Here is a 19,232-nt window from a genome sequence, read left to right as displayed (position 1 = left end):
CGAACGGGCAATTGAGCACCGCTCCATCGGAAGGAATCATCATGAGCAGTGTCGACACGGCACATACCGCATCCACCGCGACCGGCGTGCACGGCGCGTGGGAGCCCCGGACCATCAGGCCGGCCGACGTCGGCGTGTCCGCGAGCCCCGAGGGACTCCAGGAGTTCCTGGGCGGCACGGACATCGCCCGGCTCCTCATCGAGGAACGGGCCGTCGTCTTCCGCGGATTCGGCGTCTCCACCGGCACCTACGACGGCGTGGCCGACCTCCTGCTGCCCGACCGGCTGGCCTACGTCCACGGCAACTCGCCGCGCACCAAGGTCGGCCGCAACCTCTACACGTCGACCGAGTACCCGGCGGAGTTCGAGATCTCGATGCACAACGAGATGTCCTACGCCCACGCGTGGCCGTCGAGGATCCTCTTCTTCTGCGACGTGGCGGCGGCCACCGGCGGGGCCACCCCGGTGGTCGACGGCCGGCTCTGGCTCGAGTCCATCGACCCCGAGGTCCGGGCGGCCTTCGCGGCCGGCGTCCGGTACACGCAGAACCTGCACGACGGCATGGGCTTCGGCAAGAGCTGGCAGGCGACGTTCGAGACCGAGGACCGCGCCACGGTCGAGGCATTCCTCGACGGGGCCGAGGCCGAATGGAGCTGGCAGCCGGACGGCACGCTGCGGGTGACCCAGCTGCGCCGGGCGACGCTGGAGCACCCCGTCACCGGCACCGAGGTGTGGTTCAACCAGGCCGACCAGTGGCATGTCGCCGGACTGGGCGAGGACGCGGCCGCACTGGCAGAGATCGTGTCCGAGGACGAGCTGCCGCAGAACGCCTTCTTCGCGGACGGCGGTCCCATTCCGGCCGAGTACATCAGGCACGTCCAGGAGGTGGGCATGCGGAAGGCGGTGAACGTCGACTGGGAGGTCGGCGACCTGCTGTTCGTCGACAACGTCTCGGTGGCGCACGGCCGCCGGGCCTTCACCGGGACGCGCAGGATCCTGGTGGCGATGTCATAGGCGCACGCCTTCCCCGCCGCGGCGCGCAGCGCCGACGCCCTGGGGCCGGCCGATCCGGCCGGCCCCAGGGCGTTCTGTGTGTCTGCCTCAGATCGCGTGGCCGGTGCCTGCCCACCGGTCGAGGGACTCCAGGAATGCCCGCACATCGTCCGCGGGCCGGCCCGACGCCGAGAAGAGGCGCCGGGGAAGTCCGTCGACGAGACCGCGCAGGGTCTCCTCCGTCTCCCGCACCACGGCGGAGAAGTCGAGTCGGAGCAGCTTCGCCACCGCACCCAGGGTGCTCCGCGGGCCGGCGCCCAGGACCTGGCCGACGCGCTGCCCCTCGGTGACCGGGGCGTTCCCGTCCCGGTCGACGAAGACGAGCAGGTCGATGGGCAGCGGCTCCCCCGGCAGGGGCCCGTCCGAAGGGCGGACCGGGAAGAAGTAGTCCCGGCCCCGGTGGTCCGTGGGCAGACCGGAGTCGTGTCCGTGCAGTTCCGTTCCCGTGATGTGGGAGATCAGAGCACGGTCCGCCGGGTGCGCCCGGCACTCCCAGACGCCGGAGAGAAACAGGGGGACGACGGTCCGGCCCGCTGCCACGAACACCAGATCCTCCGCGACCACGCGCCAGCCGTGGGCGAAAGCCGCGAGGCCGAGGGTGCTCTTGCCCGCGCCCGAGTCCCCGACGAGGAGCACGGTGAACCCGTCGCGGGTCAGGGCCACCCCGTGCACCAGAGCCGCACCGCCGGTCAGCATCAGCGGGGCGATCAGAGACATCCGGAACAACTTCCGCCGGAAGGGCTCGTTGCTCGCCGAGACCTCCATGAGGGTGCGCGCGCGTTCGTTCCCAGCCGTCCCGGCGCCCACGGCGCCCACGGCGGTCCCGCAGGGTGACGCCAGCAGCAGTCCCGCGGTGGCCGACGCCTCCCTGGCCGGCCAATGGATCCGCCGGGCCGTCCCCCGCTCGGTGTACGAGGCCCACGGGCCACCGGGACGGTGCGGCGGCTCGTCCAGCGGCTTCCGGTAGGCGTCCACAGCGCGGACGCGGAGCCGCACGGCCGGGTCCGGTCCGCGACCGGGCGGCAGCGCCGCTGCGAAGGTGCTCAAGCCCTCCACGGGAGAGACCGAGGCCCAGAAATCCGCCTCGGCGTCCGGGACCGTGGCGAACTCCCAGTCGGCGACGACGCCGTCGGACATCAGCCTTCCCGAGGCCGCTCGGACCGTATCGCCCGTCGCGACCAGGTCACTTGTCACGGTAGGCAGCCTTCCTGGCCATGTCGTGGAGTTCCGCCGACCATTCCGCGTCGAGCACAGCCGCCGCGGCGACAGCGGTGTCGATCCGCTCGGCGATGACCTTCTCCACGCGGTCGCGCACTCCGGTCCTGACGAGGGCCTCGTGCAGTCGGTCCGGGTCGGTGCCCGCGAGGTCGTTGCCGACCAGCTCCCTCACCTCGGACTCGTGGCGCAGGGCGATCGACATGAGCAGGGTCATCTTGTGCTGCTTGAAGTCCAGCCGGGCCGGCTTGCCCGTGGCCTCCGCGCTGCCGAACGCGTCGAGCAGGTCGTCGCGCAGCTGGAACGCCTCGCCGACGGCCAGCCCGTACTCTTCGAACGGGCCCAGCAGGTGCCCGGCACCGGCGAGTTCGGCGCCCATCGCCAGTGGACGGCAGACCGTGTAGCGGCCCGACTTGAACAGCGCGATCCAGCTGGACAGCTCAGGGTCGGGCAGGAATCGGGCGGCGGCCCGGACGTCCAGGAACTGGCCGATCATCAGCTCCGTGCACAGCCCGCCCCAGACGCGGCGCGCGTGGGGCGGACAGTTGGCGAGCAGGCGCTCCGCGTATACGAGGGCGAGGTCGCCCGCGAGGACGGCCACGCTCTCGCCGTAGCGGCGGGGCTCCCCCTGCCAGTCGCGCTCCTGGTGCAGCGCGGAGTGCAGCATGTGCGCGGTCGGCTCGTTGCGGCGTAGCCCCGAGTCGTCCATGACGTCGTCGTGGAGCAGCGCGAAGGTGTGCAGCAGTTCCAGGGCCGCCGCGACGTCGACGATGACCTCGGCATCCCGGTCCCCGCCGCCGGCCAGGTATCCGGAGACGCAGAAGGCGGGGCGGAGCCGCTTGCCGCCGCTGCCCACCATCCGGGCCACACAGTCGATCAGTTCTGTCGAATCCGGGTTCAGCGCTGCCCATTCGCGGCGCTCCTCGGCAAGGAATTCATGAATGCGTCGTTCTACTTGCGCCAATATCGTGCTGAGCGTTTCGCGGGCGCCGGCACCGATGAATTGATGGCTCATCGGAAGGGTTGTGGACATGATTGAGCTCCTACTGCAGGGATGACCTCAACCCGCCCTTTCTCGCACACCCGAGCTTCCCTGGAAAGGGGCAGGTCGGTGTATAGCCGCTGTCCAGCCCGGTGGCGCGGGGGCGAACTAGTCTCCCTCAAGGTGTGCGGGCCCTGTCCGCCGGAAACCACATCATGTCTGTTTTTGCGTGCGGAGGAAATTCCCTTCCCGCGCAACCGTAGGTGAATGGCGAGGAATCATGGATCTGTCTCTGTCTTTTGCCGACGGTGAACAGTTGCTTCCGCTGACGGGCGCACAGGCAGGGGTCTGGTTCGCGCAGGCGGTCGAGCCCGAGAGCCCGATCTTCCGGGCGGCGGAGTATCTCGAGATCCACGGCCCCGTGGACACCGGGCTCTTCGAGCAGGCGCTGCGGCGGACGACCGCCGAGGCGGACGCGCTGCACATCAGGTTCGTCGACACCGAGGATGGCCCCCGCCAGATCGTCGGTGCCGAGCCGGACTGGCGACTGACGGTCATCGACATCTCCGGCGAGGACGACCCCCGGCGCGCGGCCGAGGAGTGGATGGGCCGCGATCTGCGCAGAAGATTCGACCTGACCGCCTCCCCGCTGTTCACCTACGCGCTATTCCAGGTCTCGCAGGACCGCTGGTTCTGGTACCACGCCTACCACCACATCCTGCTGGACGGAGTGGGCGCCGCACTGCTGGTCCGCCGGGTGGCGGACCTCTACTCCGCGCTCGTGGCCGGCACCGAGCCCGAGCCCGGACCGTTCACCTCCGTCCGCACCCTCCTCGCCGAGGACGCCGCCTACCGTGCGTCCGAGGAGTTCACCGCCGACCGCGAGTTCTGGCGCGGGCAGTTCGCCGGCCAGGCGGAGCCGATCGCCCTGTCTGCCCGCCCCCTTGTGCCCTCCGCGGACTTCGTGCGCCGCAGCGCGTACCTGCCGCAGGACGTCCAGGACGAGCTGGTGCGGGCGGCGGAGCGGGCCGGCACCGCACGGTCCCGCATCGTCATCGCCGCCACCCTCGCCTACCTGCACCGCATGACCGGCAGCACCGACGTCGTACTCGGCCTGCCGGTCACCGCGCGGCCGGGTCCGCAGTCGCGCAGGGCCCCGGGCATGGCGGCCAACGTGGTGCCGCTGCGCGTGACCGTCGACGACGCCACCACCGTGGCCGAGCTGCTGGAGCGGACCCGCGTCGCCCTGCGCGGCGTCTCGGCGCACCAGCGCTACCGGGGTGAGGACCTGCGGCGCGACCTGGGCCTGCCCAACGACCACCGACGGTTCTTCGGGCCGCTGATCAATGTCGTGCCATTCGACTACGACCTGCGTTTCGCGGGCAGCCGGGCCGACGCCCACAACATGTCGCTCCGGCTCATCGAGGACCTCGCCATCTCGGTCTACGACCGCGGCAACGGCGGCGGCATCCGGGTGGATTTCGACGCCAACCCCGAGCTGTACGCCTCCGCCGAGCTCGCCGCCCACCAGGACCGCTACCTGGCTTTTATCGGCCGGGTGGCCAGGGCCCTCCAGGACCCCGCCACGCCCGTCGGCCGACTCGGCCTGCTCGACGACGGCGAGCTCGCGGACGTCGTCGCCCGCCCCGTACGGGTGGACGCACCGGCCGACGGCCGGCCCGCGCCCACACTGGCCGACCTCTTCGAGCGGCAGGTCCGCGAGTCGCCCGCCGCCCCCGCGCTCGAGTACGAGGGCACGGTCCTCGACTACGCGGAGCTCAACCGGAGCGCCAACCGGCTCGCCCGCCTCCTCGTCGCGCGCGGCGTGGGCCCGGAGAACCGGGTCGCACTGCTGCTGCCACGCTCGGCCGAGTTCGTCGTCGCGCTCCTGGCCGTGGTCAAGGCGGGTGCCGCGTACGTCCCCGTCGACCCGGCCTACCCCGCCGCACGCATCGAGCACATCCTCCGCGACGCGACCCCCGTGTGTGTCCTGGTCGAAGCCGGTACGGGCGAGGCCGCCCGGGCGGCGGGGCTCACCACGCTCGGGCTCGACGACCCGGCCACCCTGGACGAGCTGTCCGCAGCGGCGGACAACGACCTGACGGACGAGGACCGCACGGCCCCGCTGACCGCGGGCAACACCGCGTACGTCATCTACACCTCCGGATCGACCGGCCGTCCCAAGGGCGTCCTGGTCACCCACGCCGGTATCCCCGGACTGGCCGAGACGTTCATCCGGCGCCTGGGCGTCCTCCCCGGCAGCAGGGTCCTGCAGTTCGCGTCGATGGGCTTCGACGCGATGGTGCCCGAGCTGTGCATGGGCCTGCTCTCCGGCGCGACCTTCGTGATGGCTCGGGGTGAGCGGCTGCTCCCCGGCGATCCGCTGGCCGCGTTCACCCGCGAGGCGGGGATCACCCACGCCATCCTGCCGCCGTCGTCGCTCGCCGTGATGAACCCGGAGGGTGACCTGCCGGCCGGTATGACCATCCTGGTGGCCGGCGAGGCGAGCTCCGCGGAACTGGTGTCGCGCTGGGCACCGGGACGGGTTTTCGTCAACGGTTACGGCCCGACCGAGACCACGGTGTGCGCCACGATGAGCGAGGCGCTCGACGGCACCCGCACGCCCCCCATCGGCGACCCCGTCGCCGACACCCGGGTGTACGTCCTCGACAGCGCCCTGCTGCCCGTGCCGCCCGGTGTCACCGGCGAACTGTACGTGGCCGGCCCCAGCCTCGCCCGGGGCTACCTGGGCCGCTCCGCGCTGACCGGCGAGCGGTTCGTCGCGAATCCCTTCGGCCGCCCCGGGGAGCGCATGTACCGGACCGGCGACCTGGTCCGCCGACTCCCGGACCGCTCCCTGGAGTTCGTCGGCCGTGCCGACGACCAGGTCAAGATCCGCGGCTACCGCGTCGAGCCCGGTGAGGCGGAGGCCGCGCTGCTGCGGCTGCCGGTCGTCGGCCAGGCGGCGGTGACGGTGCGCCGCGACGCCACCGGGGCCCCTGCACTGGCCGGTTACCTCGTCCCCACCGAGCCTGGCACCGAGCTGGACCTCGCCGCCGTACGCGACGCGCTGGCGGACGTCCTGCCCGGCTACCTCGTGCCCGCGACCCTGACCGTCCTGAGCGCGATTCCGGTCACCCCGAACGGCAAGGTCGACCACCGGGCGCTGCCCGACCCAGGCACGGCGGACACCCGTACCCGACGGGAACCGAGCACCCCGCGCGAGCACGCGCTGTGTGCGCTGTTCGCGGACGCGCTCGGCCTGCAGACCATCGGCACCGACGACGACTTCTTCACGCTGGGCGGCCACTCCCTCATGGCCGCCCGGCTGGCCCGGCGCGTCAGCTCCGAGCTCGGCGTCGACTGCGGCGTGGAAGCGATCTTCGCCGCTCCCTCCGTGCGGCAGCTCGCCGGACGACTGGGCGGCCCCGCGGCCGGACGCCCCGCCCTGACCCGGCTGCCGCGGACCGGTGACCTGCAACTGTCCTACGCCCAGCAGCGCCTGTGGTTCCTCGACCAGTTCGAGGGCCCCAGCACCGCCTACAACATCCCGCTCGTCCTCACCCTCGACGGCGAACTCGACCAGCAGGCCCTGGAATCGGCGCTCGGCGACCTCACCGGCCGCCACGAGATCCTGCGCACGGTCTACCGCCAGACCGACGGCGTGGCCGCACAGCATGTCCTGCCCGCCGATGCCGCCCCCCGGCTCGCCGTCCGGCCGGTGACCGAAGACACCCTCGCCGACGAGCTGTCCGCCGCCGTCGCCCACCGCTTCGACCTCGCCGCCGAAGCCCCGCTGCGCGCCACCCTGTTCGCCCTGGCCCCCGAGCGGCACGTACTCCTGCTCCTGCTGCACCACATCGCGGCCGACGCCGGCTCGCTCGGCCCGCTGCTGCGCGACCTCATGGACGCCTACCGGGCCCGCCGCGCCGGGACGGCGCCGCGACAGGAACCGCTCGCCGTGCAGTACGCCGACTACGCCGCCTGGCAGCGCCTGGCCCTCGGCGAGGAAAACGATTCGGACAGCCCGGCCGCCCGCCAGATCGCCTTCTGGACACAGCGGCTGGAGGGCCTGCCCGACCACCTGGAACTGCCTGCCGACCGCAGCGGGACGGCCGCCTCGGCACCCGCCGCGGACCTCATCACCCTGGACCTCGACGCGCGGACCCACCGCCGGCTCGGCGAGCTGGCCCGCGCGACCGGCACCAGCACCTTCATGGTCGTCCAGGCCGTCGTGGCGGCACTGCTGACCCGGCTGGGCGCCGGCACCGACATCGCCGTCGGCGCCCCCGTGACCGGCCGCTCCGCCGACGCCCTGGACGACCTCGTCGGCTTCTTCACCAACACCCTCGTCCTGCGCACCGACACCTCGGGCGACCCCACGTTCCAGGAGCTGCTCGCCCGGATCCGGCAGAGCAATCTCGGCGCCTACGAACACCAGGAGCTGCCCTTCGAGCGGCTGGTCGAGGTGCTCAACCCGATCCGCTCGACGTCCAGGCACCCGCTGTTCCAGGTCATGATCGCGATGGACACCTCGCAGCGCGCCCTGCCCGTCGTCGACGGCCTCGCCCTCGGCCTGCTCGACGTGCCGACCGGCACGGCCAAGTTCGACCTGTCGTTCAACGTGCGTGAGAAGCGCACCCCGGCCGGCACCGAGGACGGCATCCTCGTCGCGCTGGAGTTCCGCACCGACCTGTTCGAGCGGACGAGCGCGGAAGCGTTCCTGGCCCGCTTCGCCCGGCTCGCCGAAGCCGCCGCGACGGCTCCTGGAACCCGTATCGGCAGTGCCCCGCTGCTCTCCGCCGACGAGGCCCACCGGCTGCTGGTGGAGTGGAACGACACCACCGCGCCCGAGTCCATGACAGACGTCGTGGCCCGCGTCCGCGAGGTCGCCGCCCAGCGCCCCGACGCCGTGGCCGTCACCGACGACGACGGAGACGTCACCTACCGGACCCTCCTGGCCCGCGTCGATCGGCTGGCCGCGCGACTGCGTGCCCGGGGCGCGGGGCCGGACGCGGTGGTCGCCGTTCTCGCCGACCGCGGCAGCACGGCCATCACGGCCTTCCTCGGCATCCAGGCCGCAGGCGCCGCCTACCTCCCGCTCGACACCAGGGCCCCCGTGGAGCGGTCGGCGTCCGTACTCGCCGACGCGCACGCCGGATGGCTGCTGTCCGCTCCCGGACACGCGGAAGCGGCGGACCGCATCGTCGCCGCCGCCGGCGTGCCGGCCGAGGCGATGCCCGTGGACGGCCCCCCCGACGGCGCCGCGCACGACGCGTCCCACACCCCCGACGAGGCCCAGCTCGCCTACGTCATCTTCACCTCCGGCTCCACCGGCCGGCCCAAGGGCGCGATGGTGCACCACCGAGGCATGAACAACCACCTGCTCGCCAAGGTGGACGACCTCACCTTGACCACCGCCGACACGGTCATCCAGAACGCCCCCCTGACCTTCGACGTCTCGGTCTGGCAGATGATCGCCCCGCTGCTCACCGGCGGCCGCGTACTCGCCGTGGGACAGCTCCTTGCCGCAGACCCGCCGGGCCTGTTCCGCGTGGTCGCGCACGACGGGGTCACCGTCCTGGAGGTCGTGCCGTCCCTGCTGCGAGCGGCGCTCGACATCTGGGGCGAGGGCGCCGACGTCCCGGAGCTGCCCGCCCTGCGGTGGCTGGTCGTCACCGGCGAGGAACTGCCGACCGAGCTGTGCCGGCGATGGTTCGCGCGCTTCCCCGGCATTCCGATCATGAACGCGTACGGCCCCACCGAGTGCTCCGACGACGTCACCCACGCCGTCATCACGCCGGACACCCTGGACGAGAGCCGGATCACCGCCCCGATCGGCCGGGCCGTCCGCAACACCAGGCTCTACGTCCTCAGCGACGAACTCCAGGCGGTCCCGGTCGGCACCCCCGGAGACCTGTACGTGGCGGGCGCCGGAGTCGGTCGCGGCTATCTCGGCGACCCCGGCCGGACGGTGGCCGCCTTCGTCCCCGACCCGTTCGCCGCCGACGGCACCCTCATGTACCGCACCGGAGACCGGGTCCGCCACCGCCCGGACGGCCGACTGGAGTTCATCGGCCGCCGCGACGCGCAGGTGAAGATCCGCGGCCAGCGCATCGAGCTGGGCGAGGTCGAGGCCCAGCTGCGCGCCCAGCACGGCGTGACCGACGCCGTGGCCGCCGTGGTCCCCGGTCCCGGCGGACACCACCAGCTCGTTGGGTACGTGGCGGGCACGCAGGACGTCCGCGGCGTCCGTGAGGCGCTGGCCGCGGCCCTGCCCGAACACCTGGTTCCGGCCGTGCTCGTGCCGCTGCCCGCGATGCCGCTCACCCCGAACGGCAAGACCGACCGCAAGGCCCTGCCCGTCCCGGACTTCGCCACGGTCGTGCGCCGCGAGCCCCGTACCCCGGAGGAGGAGATCCTCTGCGGGATCTTCGCGGAGACGCTCGGACTCGAGCGCGTCGGTGTCGACGACGACTTCTTCTCCCTGGGCGGCCACTCCCTGCTGGCCACCCGACTCGTGGCCAGGATCCGCGCCGCCCTCGCCGTGGACCTGGAAGTGGCCGCGCTGTTCGAGGCGCCCACCGTCGCGGGCCTGTCCGCCCGGCTCCCGGCCGCCGGCCCGGCCCGCAGCCGACCGGTGCGCCGCGACCGGCCCGACGTGCTGCCGCTGTCGTACGCCCAGCGCGGCCTGTGGTTCCTCAACCGGATGGACCCGGCCGGCGGCACGTACAACATCCCCCTGGTGCTGCGGCTGTCCGGCGGCCTCGACGTCCCCGCCCTGGAGCAGGCCCTGCTCCGGGTGACCGAACGGCACGAGAGCCTGCGCACCGTCTTCCCCGAAGTCGACGGCGCGCCCCGGCAGGTCGTCCTGGACCCCTCACAGGCACGTCCGCGACTGGACGTGGTGAACGCCGCCGGGCGGGACGCGGACGTCCTGATCGCCGAGGCCGTCGGCCGCGGCTTCGACCTTGCCCGGGAGGCGCCGCTGCGTGCCCGGCTGCTGGTGCTCGGCCCGCAGACGCACATCCTCGTCGTCGTCGTGCACCACATCGCGAGCGACGGCTGGTCGACGGTGCCGCTGGCCCGCGACCTGAGCCAGGCGTACACGGCGGCCCTCGACGGACAGGCCCCCGCATGGGCGCCGCTGCCGGTGCAGTACGCCGACCACGCCCTGTGGCAGCGCGAGGCCCTCGGCGAGGAGACCGACCCGGACAGCGTGATCTCCGGTCAGATCGCCTACTGGAAGCAGACGCTGGCCGGACTCCCCGAGGAGCTCGCGCTGCCCACGGACCGGCCGCGGCCCGCGCTGCCCAGCGGCCGGGGCGGACTCGTACCGTTCGGTCTCGGGCCCCGGACGCACCGCTCGCTGCTGCGACTGGCTCGTGCCCACGGCGCCACCACCTTCATGGTGCTGCACGCCGCGCTCGCGGCACTGCTGACGCGGCTCGGCGCCGGCACCGACATCCCCGTCGGCGGCTCCGTGGTCGGCCGCACCGACGAATCCCTCGACGACCTGGTCGGGTTCTTCGTCAACTCCCTCGTCCTGCGCACCGACACCGGCGGCGACCCGACCTTCGGCGAGCTCGTGGCACGAACCCGCGCCGCGGACATCGCCGCCTTCGCCCACCAGGACCTGCCCTTCGAACGGCTGGTGGAGGCGGTCAACCCGCGCCGCTCGCTCAACCGCCATCCGCTGTTCCAGATCAAGCTGGTCCTGCAGAACCTGGACCGCCCGCAGGCGGACTTCCCCCGACTGCGTACCGAGGTCGCCCGGATCGACCCCGACATGGCCAAGTTCGACCTGCTGTTCAGCGTTGCCGAGCGGTACGACGAGCACGGCGAGCCGCAGGGCATCGAGGCGGCGGCCGGCTACTCGGCCGACCTGTTCGACCGCTCCACGGTCGAGGCGCTCGCCGGCCGGTTCGTCCGGCTGCTCGAATCCGCGCTGGCCCACCCCGACCTGCCCATCGGCCGCCTCGCCGTCATGGACGGCACCGAACACCACGAGCTGCTGGTCACCCGCAACGACACCGAGCACGACACGCCGGACGCCACCCTCACCCAGCTCTTCGAAGCGCAGGCCGCCCGCACCCCGGACGCGCCCGCCGTCGTCTGCGGCCCGGTGGAGCTCGACTACGCCGCACTCAACGGCCGCGCCAACCGCCTCGCCCACCTGCTGCTGGAGCGCGGGGCGGACAACGCCACGCTGGTCGCCCTCGCGCTGCCCAGGTCCGCCACGGCCGTCGAGGCGATGCTCGCCGTCGGCAAGGCCGGTGCGGCCTATCTCCCCCTGGACCCGGATCACCCGGGCGACCGCGTCGCACAGCTGCTGTCCGACGCCCGCCCCGATCTGCTGCTGACCACGGCGCAGACCCTGCGCAACGCCCCGCACCTGGCCGAAGGACCGGCCCCGCTGCTGGTCCTCGACGCCCCCGAGGTGACCGCCGCGCTCGCCCGCTGCCGTGACACCGGCCCCCGCGACACCGACCGCACCGCGCCCGTCGGCCCCGGCGATGCCGCCTACGTCGTCTACACCTCCGGATCCACCGGCACCCCCAAGGGCGTCGTCGTCGACCACCGGGCCCTGGTGGACTACGTGGTGCGCTGCGCCGCAGAGTATCCGGGCCTGAGCGGGCGCACCCTGCTGCACTCGCCGCTCTCGTTCGACCTCGGTCTGACCACGCTGTACGGCACGCTGCTCGCGGGCGGCTGTCTGCATGTCGCCGACCTGGACGAGCACCTCGACGTCCCCGGTGGCCTGACCTTCCTCAAGGTCACCCCCAGTCACCTGCCCATCCTCGACACCCTGCCCGACGACTGCTCACCGGCCGTCGAGCTGATGACCGGCGGCGAGGCCCTGCACGCCGAGCAGCTCGCTGCCTGGCGCACCCGGCACCCGCAGGTCACCGTGGTGAACCACTACGGCCCCACCGAGACCACCATCGGTGTTCTCGACCACCGGGTCCCGGCCGGCACGCCACTGCCCGCCGGACCGGTCCCGCTCGGCCGCCCCATGTGGAACACCCGCGCCTACGTCCTGGACGAGGCCCTGCGGCCGGTGCCCGACGGGGTCGTCGGCGAGCTCTACATCGCCGGCACCGGCCTCGCCCGCGGCTACCTCGGCCGACCCGCCGGCACTGCCGAGCGGTTCGTCGCCGACCCGTTCGGGGCGCCCGGAGCCCGCATGTACCGCACGGGCGACCGCGTCCGCTGGAACTCCGCCGGAGTCCTGGAGTACGTGGGCCGCATCGACCAGCAGGTCAAGGTGCGCGGCTTCCGGATCGAGCTCGGCGAGGTGGAGGCCGCTCTCCTGGCCGCCCCCGGCGTACGGCAGGCGCTGGCGCTGGTCCGCGAGGACCGGCGCGACGACAAGCGGCTCACGGCCTACGTCGTCCCCGCTCCCGGCGAGCAGATCGAACCCGGACGGGTCCGCGCCCACGTCGCCAGGACGCTGCCGGAGTACCTGACGCCCACCGCCGTGGTCGTCCTCGACGAACTCCCGCTCACGGCCAACGGCAAGGTCGACCGGGCCGCCCTGCCGGCTCCGGAGACCGTCCCCGGCGCCGCGCCGCCCCGCGCCGCCCGCACCCCGGAGGAGGAGATCCTCCGCGGCCTCTTCGCCGACGTGCTCGGCGTGGAACGCGTCGGCGTCGACGACGACTTCTTCGCCCTGGGCGGACACTCGCTGCTCGCCATGCGCCTGCTCAGCCGCATTGCCGGCGCACTCGGCGTCCGGGTGGGCGTCAAGGCGTTCTTCGACGCCCCGACGGTCGCCGGCGTCGCCGCCCGGCTCGCCACCCCGGACGACAGCCGGCCCGGGCTGGTCCCGGCCGACCGCGGTGCGCACGTTCCGCTGTCCCACGCCCAGACCCGGCTGTGGTTCCTCAACCGGCTCGAAGGGCCCAACGCCACCTACAACATCCCGCTCGTCCTGCGCCTGACCGGCGACCTCGACCGGGCCGCGCTGCGTCTCGCGCTGCGCGACGTCACCCACCGCCACGAGAGCCTGCGCACGGTCTTCCCCGAGACCGGGGGAGTGGCCGGCCAGCTCGTCCTCGGCCCGGTGGAGGGGGCCCCGGCGCTGGAGGAGACCGAGGTGGCCCAAGGCGAGCTGGAGGCGGCCGTCACCGAGACCGTCATGCGCGGCTTCGACCTGACCGTCCAGACCCCGCTGCGGGCACGGCTGCTGACCCCGGCCGGCGACGCGGACCCGGATGACGCCGTCCTGGTCCTGGTGATGCATCACATCGCCGCGGACGGCTGGTCGCTCGCTCCGCTGCTGAGGGACCTGTCCCGGGCGTACGCGGCACGCCGCGGCGGTACGGCGCCGGACTGGCGGCCGCTGCCCGTGCAGTACGCCGACTACACCCTGTGGCAGCGCGAGGTCATGGGCGACGAGCAGGACCCGGACAGCCGGCTGGCCGAGCAGCTCGACCACTGGAAAGCCGCCCTCGACGGCCTCCCGGAGGAGCTGGACCTGCCCACCGACCGTCCGCGGCCGGAGGTCGCCACGTACCGCGGCGACCATGTGCCGCTGGAGCTCGGCGCCGAGGCGCACGCCGACCTCGCGGCACTGGCCAGGGCCAACGGCGTCAGTGTCTTCATGGTGCTGCAGGCCGCCCTGGCCGCCCTGCTGACCCGGCTCGGCGCCGGCACCGACGTCCCGATCGGCACCCCGATCGCGGGCCGCACAGACGACGCCCTGGACGACCTGGTCGGGTTCTTCGTCAACACCCTGGTGCTGCGCACCGACACATCCGGCGACCCCACGTTCCGGGAACTGCTGGCCCGGGTGCGGGAGACGGACCTGGCCGCCTACACCCACCAGGACCTGCCCTTCGAGCGACTGGTGGAGGAGATCAACCCGGTGCGGTCGCTCGCCCGGCACCCGCTCTTCCAGATCATGCTGATCCTGCACAACACCGACCGCCCCGAGATCGACCTGCCCGGACTACGGGTGGCGGTCGAGGGCGCGGACACCCCCGTCGCCAAGTTCGACCTCTCCGTCAGCCTGTGGGAGCGCCACACCGGGACCGGCACGGCAGACGGCATCCTCGGCCGTATCGAGTACTCCCTCGACCTGTTCGACCGGTCCACCGCCGAGGCTGCCGCGGCCCGCCTCGAACGCCTGCTGACAGCCGCCGCGACCGACCCGGACGTGCCGATCAGCCGCCTCCAGGTCCTCTCCGACGAGGAGCTCCACGAGCTCCTCGTGGTCCGCAACGACACGGCCGCCGCCCGGCCGGACGCCTCGCTGCCCGAGTTGTTCCGGCAGCAGGCGGCGCGTACCCCACGGGCCGTCGCCCTGGTGCGCGGCGAGTCGGAGCTCACCTACGCCCAGCTCGACGACCGCTCCGACCGGCTGGCGCTGGCCCTGCTCTCCCGGGGCGTCCGCCCCGAGGACCGGGTGGCCCTGCTGCTCGGCGACCGGGCCGACCACGTGGTGGCGACCCTCGCCGTCAGCAAGGCCGGCGGTGTCTACGTACCGCTGGACGCCCGCAGCCCCGAGGCCCGGACCCGGCAGATCCTGGAAGGCACTGCCACGGTCCTCGTCCTGGCGGACGGCACGACCGCCGCACACGTGCCGGAGGGAACGGCCGCCGTCCTCCTCGTCGACGGCGAACTGCCCCTGACCGGTGAAGCCGTTGATCACTCCTGGACGGTGCCGCACCCGGACCAGCTGGCGTACATCATGTACACCTCCGGGTCCACCGGCGAGCCCAAGGGCGTCGCGGTCTCCCACCGCAACGTCGCCGGCCTGGTCCGCGACGGCTACTGGGGCCACGGAACGGACGACCGGGTGCTGATGCACTCGCCGCCCTCGTTCGACGCCTCGACGTACGAGCTGTGGGGGCCGCTGCTGAGCGGGGCGCGGATCGTCGCCTCGAACGGCGACGCCACCGACATCGCCTCCCTGGCCGTCACCATGACCCGGCACCGGGTCACCGTCGGCCTGTTCAGCGAGGGCGTGTTCCGGCTGCTCGCCGAGAACCACGCGGAATGCTTCCGCGACCTCCGCGACATCTACGTCGGCGGTGACACGGCCTCGGCGGCCGCGGTCCGCAGGGTCCTGGAGCAGGCGTTCGCCGCCCGGCTGACCAACAGCTACGGCCCGACCGAGACGACGCTGTGCGTGGTCCACCACGCCATGGGCGCCGAGGACATCGCCCGCCACTCCTTCCCGATCGGCCGTCCGCTCGACAACACCCGCGTCTACGTCCTCGACGAGCGCATGCGACCGGTCCCGCCCGGAGTCACCGGTGAGCTGTACATCGCCGGCGAGGGCCTGGCCCGCGGCTACCTCGGCAGGCCCGCCCTGACCGCGGAACGCTTCGTCGCCGACCCCTTCGGTCCCGCCTCCTCCCGGATGTACCGCACCGGTGACCGGGTCCGGTGGCGCGCGGACGGCACCCTCGAATTCGCCGGCCGCGCCGACACCCAGGTGAAGGTCCGCGGTTTCCGGATCGAGCTCGGCGAGGTCGAGTCGGCGGTGGCGTCCCACCCGGGCACCGCCCAGACCGTCGTCGTCGTGCACGAGGACAGGCCGGGGGACAGGCGCCTGGTCGCCTACGTCGTACCCGCACCCGGCGCCGTGGCGCACTTCGAGGTGCTGCGTGCCCACGTCGCCGAGCGGCTGCCGGACTACATGGTCCCCACCGCCTTCGTACCGCTGGACGCCCTGCCGCTCACCCGGACCGGGAAGCTGGACCGCGGGGCGCTGCCCGCGCCCGACTACACGGGCGGCGGCGGCCGTGCGCCGCGCAACGAGCGGGAGCAACTGCTCTGCGCGCTCTTCGGTGACCTGCTCGGCGTACCCGACGTGGCGACCGACGACAACTTCTTCGCCATGGGCGGCGACAGCATCGTCTCCATCCAGCTGGTCAGCCGGGCCCGTCAGGCGGGTCTGGTGCTGACGCCGCGGGACGTCTTCCAGCACCAGACCGTCGAGGCCCTCGCCCTCGTGGCGGCCACCGCGGATGTGGAGACCGACCCGGCGCCCGACGACGGCACCGGCACGGTCCCGTTCACCCCGATCATGGAGTGGCTGCGCGGACTGGGCTGCCCGATCGAGGGCTTCAACCAGTCCGTGCTCCTGCGCACCCCGCTCGGCCTGGGCAAGCAGTCCCTGCTCACCGCCGTGCAGGCGGTCCTGGACGGCCACGACCTGCTGCGTGCCCGCCTCGACCGGACCGACCCCGACGCCTGGCACCTGGACGTCCCGCAGGCCGGCAAGACCGCTGCCGCGGACGCCGTCCGCCGGGTCGATGTCTCCGGCGTCCCGGACGGTGCCCTCACCGAACTCCTCACCGCGGAGGCCGAGACGGCCCGCCGGGAGCTCGATCCCGACAACGGAGTCATGGTCCGCGTCGTGTGGTTCGATGCGGGTGCCGACCGCCCGGGCCGGCTCCTGCTCCTCCTGCACCACCTCGTCGTCGACGGAGTGTCCTGGAGGATCGTCGTACCCGACCTGATGCGCTGCTGGGCCGACGCCGAGGCGGGCCGCCCGCTCGCCCTCGAACCGGTCCGCACCTCCTTCCGGACCTGGGCGGAGCAGCTGGCCGCCCGCGCGCTCACCGGCGCCGTCGAGGCCGAACTCCCCCTGTGGGAGCGGATGACGGCGGAGGCCGACCCGCAGCTCGGCACCCGTCCCCTCGACCCCGCCGTGGACACCCGGGCCACCGTCCGGCACCACACGGCCACCCTCCCGGCGGACCGCACGGACGACCTGCTGACGACTGTGCCGGCCGCCACGGGGGCCGGCCCCGACGAGGTCCTGCTCACCGGGTTCGCGCTTGCCCTCGCAGAGTGGCGGCGCACCCGCAGGCGCGGCGCGGCCGGCGGCGGCCAGGTCCTGCTGAACCTGGAGGGCCACGGCCGCGGCGACGGCGGCGACGCCGAACTGTCCCGCACCGTGGGCTGGTTCACCGCCATGCACCCGCTGCGCCTCGACCCGGGCGTCAAGTGGCACGAGATCCGGGACGGCGCACCGGCCGCCGGCACCGCGCTGCGCCGCGTCCAGGAACAGATCCGCGCGGTGCCCGGCAAGGGCGTCGGGTACGGACTGCTGCGTCACCTCAACCCCAGCACGTCCGGCATCCTCGCCACCGGCGCCGAACCGCAGATCGCCTTCAACTACCTGGGCCGCGTCCGCACCGACAACGCCGGCCCCGCCGACTGGGGCGCGGCACCCGAGGACGTCCGCATTGCACCGGCCGACCCCGAGCTGCCGTTCGCCCACTGCCTGGAAATCAACGCGGTCACTCACGACCGGCTCGCCGGCCCCGAGCTGCGGGTGACCTGGACCTGGCCCGCGGACCTCTTCGACGAGCCGGACATCCGCGCACTGACCGGCCTGTGGTTCGACGCCCTCGACGCCCTCGCGCGGTACAGCACCGCGCACTCCGCCGCCCCGGGCGGCACCGACAGCCTGATGACATCCGACGTCTCCCTGGTGGACCTCCACCAGCACGAGATCGACGAGCTCGAAGCCGACCTGGAGGAACTGACGTGACGCACAACGGGCGACCGGAGCGGAAGCCGTCCGGACTCGAGGGCGTCCTGCCCCTCTCCCCCCTGCAGGAAGGCCTGCTCTTCCACTCCCTTCTCGACGACGGGGAAGGCCCCGACGTCTACGCCGTCCAACTGGCCGTCGACCTCGAAGGACCGCTCGACACGGGACGGCTCAGGGAGGGCATGGCCACCCTGCTGCGGCGGCACGCCAACCTCCGGGCCGGCTTCCGGTCCGTCCGGTCCGGGAAGCCGGTGCAGTTCATCCTCCGCGAGGCCGCACTGCCCTGGCGCGAGGCCGACCTGACGTCCCTCGCCCCCGCCGACCGCGAGGCCGAGCTGCTCCGGCTCGCCGACCAGGACCGCGCCGAACGCTTCGACCTGGCACGACCGCCCCTGATCCGCTGCCTGCTGATCCGCCGCGAGGCGGACCTGCACCGGCTGGTCGTCACCAACCACCACATCCTGCTCGACGGCTGGTCCATGCCGGTCCTGCTGCGCGAACTGTTCACCGTCTACGAGCACGGTGAAAGCGCGCTGCCCCCGGTGACCCCGTACAAGAACTACCTCCAGTGGCTGGCCGCCCAGGATCGCGGCGCCTCGGGGAACGCCTGGCGCAGCGCTCTCTCCGGCGTCGAGGAGGCCACCCGCCTCGCCCCGGCCGACACCCGTCGCGACGCCCTGATGCCGGAGCGGGTCGAGCGGCTGCTGCCGGCCGAGCTCGGGGACGGCCTCGCCGAACTGGCCGCGGCCGGATCGGTGACCCTCAACTCGGTGACCCAGCTGGCCTGGGCGATCGTCCTCAGCCGGCTGACCGGACGCGACGACGTCGTCTTCGGGACGACCGTGGCCGGCCGCCCCGCCGAGGTGCCGGGGATCGAGTCCATGGTCGGCCTGTTCATCAACACGGTGCCCGTGCGGGTCGGCCTCGATCCGGACGAGCCCTGGTCCAAGGCGCTCGTCCGGGTGCAGAACGAGCAGTCCGACCTGGGCCCCCACCAGCACATCGGGCTCGCCGAGATCCAGGCGACCGTCGGCATCGGCGAGCTGTTCGACACGACCGTGCTCGTGGAGAACTACCCGGTCGACCCGGCCGCCGCCGCCCGGTCGGAGTCCGGACTGCGCCTCGTCGGCGCCAAGGGACGCGACGCCACGCACTACCCGCTGACCCTGGTCGTCTCCCGGACGGCAGCCGGCGTGCACGTGCGCGTCGACTACCGCCCCGACCTCTTCGACCGCGCGGCTGCGGAACTCGTACTCGGACGTCTGGAGCGTGTCCTGCGTGCGGCGGTCATGGATCCGGACCAGCCGGTGGGTGCGATCGATGTGCTGGAAGGCGCTGAGCGTGATCGGTTGTTGGGTGAGTGGAATGCGACGGCTGGTGGGGTGCCGGTGGGTGTGTTGCCGGTGTGGTTCGGGGAGCGGGTGGGTGTTTCTCCGGGTGCGGTGGCTGTGGTGTGCGGTGGTGTGTC

5 protein-coding genes are annotated in these 19,232 nt (G+C 73.1%); 3 read left to right on the top strand and 2 right to left on the bottom strand.

Annotated features, from left to right (window positions below):
- The first annotated feature begins 41 nt into the window (after window positions 1–41).
- Complete coding sequence (locus ACLZN2_RS16635; protein ID WP_416979247.1) at window positions 42–1,013, top strand: TauD/TfdA family dioxygenase; 972 nt, start codon at window positions 42–44, stop codon at window positions 1,011–1,013.
- Window positions 1,014–1,100: 87 nt separating this feature from the next.
- On the opposite strand, the gene ACLZN2_RS16630 is transcribed toward ACLZN2_RS16635, so the two are convergent.
- On the bottom strand, window positions 1,101–2,189 hold the full coding sequence (locus ACLZN2_RS16630) for a hypothetical protein (protein WP_416979246.1): 1,089 nt from the start codon (window positions 2,187–2,189) through the stop codon (window positions 1,101–1,103).
- Window positions 2,190–2,235: 46 nt separating this feature from the next.
- A complete protein-coding gene (locus ACLZN2_RS16625; protein WP_416979245.1) occupies window positions 2,236–3,300 on the bottom strand; it encodes a polyprenyl synthetase family protein in 1,065 nt (354 codons plus the stop codon).
- Window positions 3,301–3,529: 229 nt separating this feature from the next.
- On the opposite strand from ACLZN2_RS16625, the gene ACLZN2_RS16620 reads away from it, so the two are divergent.
- Both ACLZN2_RS16620 and ACLZN2_RS16615 read left to right on the top strand, forming a co-directional pair.
- Window positions 3,530–17,764 carry an amino acid adenylation domain-containing protein gene (locus ACLZN2_RS16620; RefSeq protein ID WP_416979244.1) on the top strand — a complete coding sequence of 4,745 codons (14,235 nt, stop codon included), beginning with the start codon at window positions 3,530–3,532 and terminating at the stop codon, window positions 17,762–17,764.
- A partial coding sequence (locus ACLZN2_RS16615) for a condensation domain-containing protein (RefSeq protein WP_416979243.1) occupies window positions 17,761–19,232 on the top strand: 1,472 nt, incomplete at its 3' end. The genes ACLZN2_RS16620 and ACLZN2_RS16615, both read left to right, overlap by 4 nt.

The sequence above is a fragment of the Streptomyces sp. T028 genome, assembly GCF_048159505.1.
Taxonomy (GTDB): Bacteria; Actinomycetota; Actinomycetes; order Streptomycetales; family Streptomycetaceae; genus Streptomyces.
Note: the sequence above shows the minus strand (reverse complement) of the source record. Positions and strands in the feature narration are given on the sequence as shown.

Coding starts and splice junctions, on each gene's coding strand:
- ACLZN2_RS16635 (WP_416979247.1), top strand. CDS start 42: ATGAGCAGTGTCGACACGGCACATACCGCATCCACCGCGACCGGCGTG.
- ACLZN2_RS16630 (WP_416979246.1), bottom strand. CDS start 2,189: ATGTCCGACGGCGTCGTCGCCGACTGGGAGTTCGCCACGGTCCCGGAC.
- ACLZN2_RS16625 (WP_416979245.1), bottom strand. CDS start 3,300: ATGTCCACAACCCTTCCGATGAGCCATCAATTCATCGGTGCCGGCGCC.
- ACLZN2_RS16620 (WP_416979244.1), top strand. CDS start 3,530: ATGGATCTGTCTCTGTCTTTTGCCGACGGTGAACAGTTGCTTCCGCTG.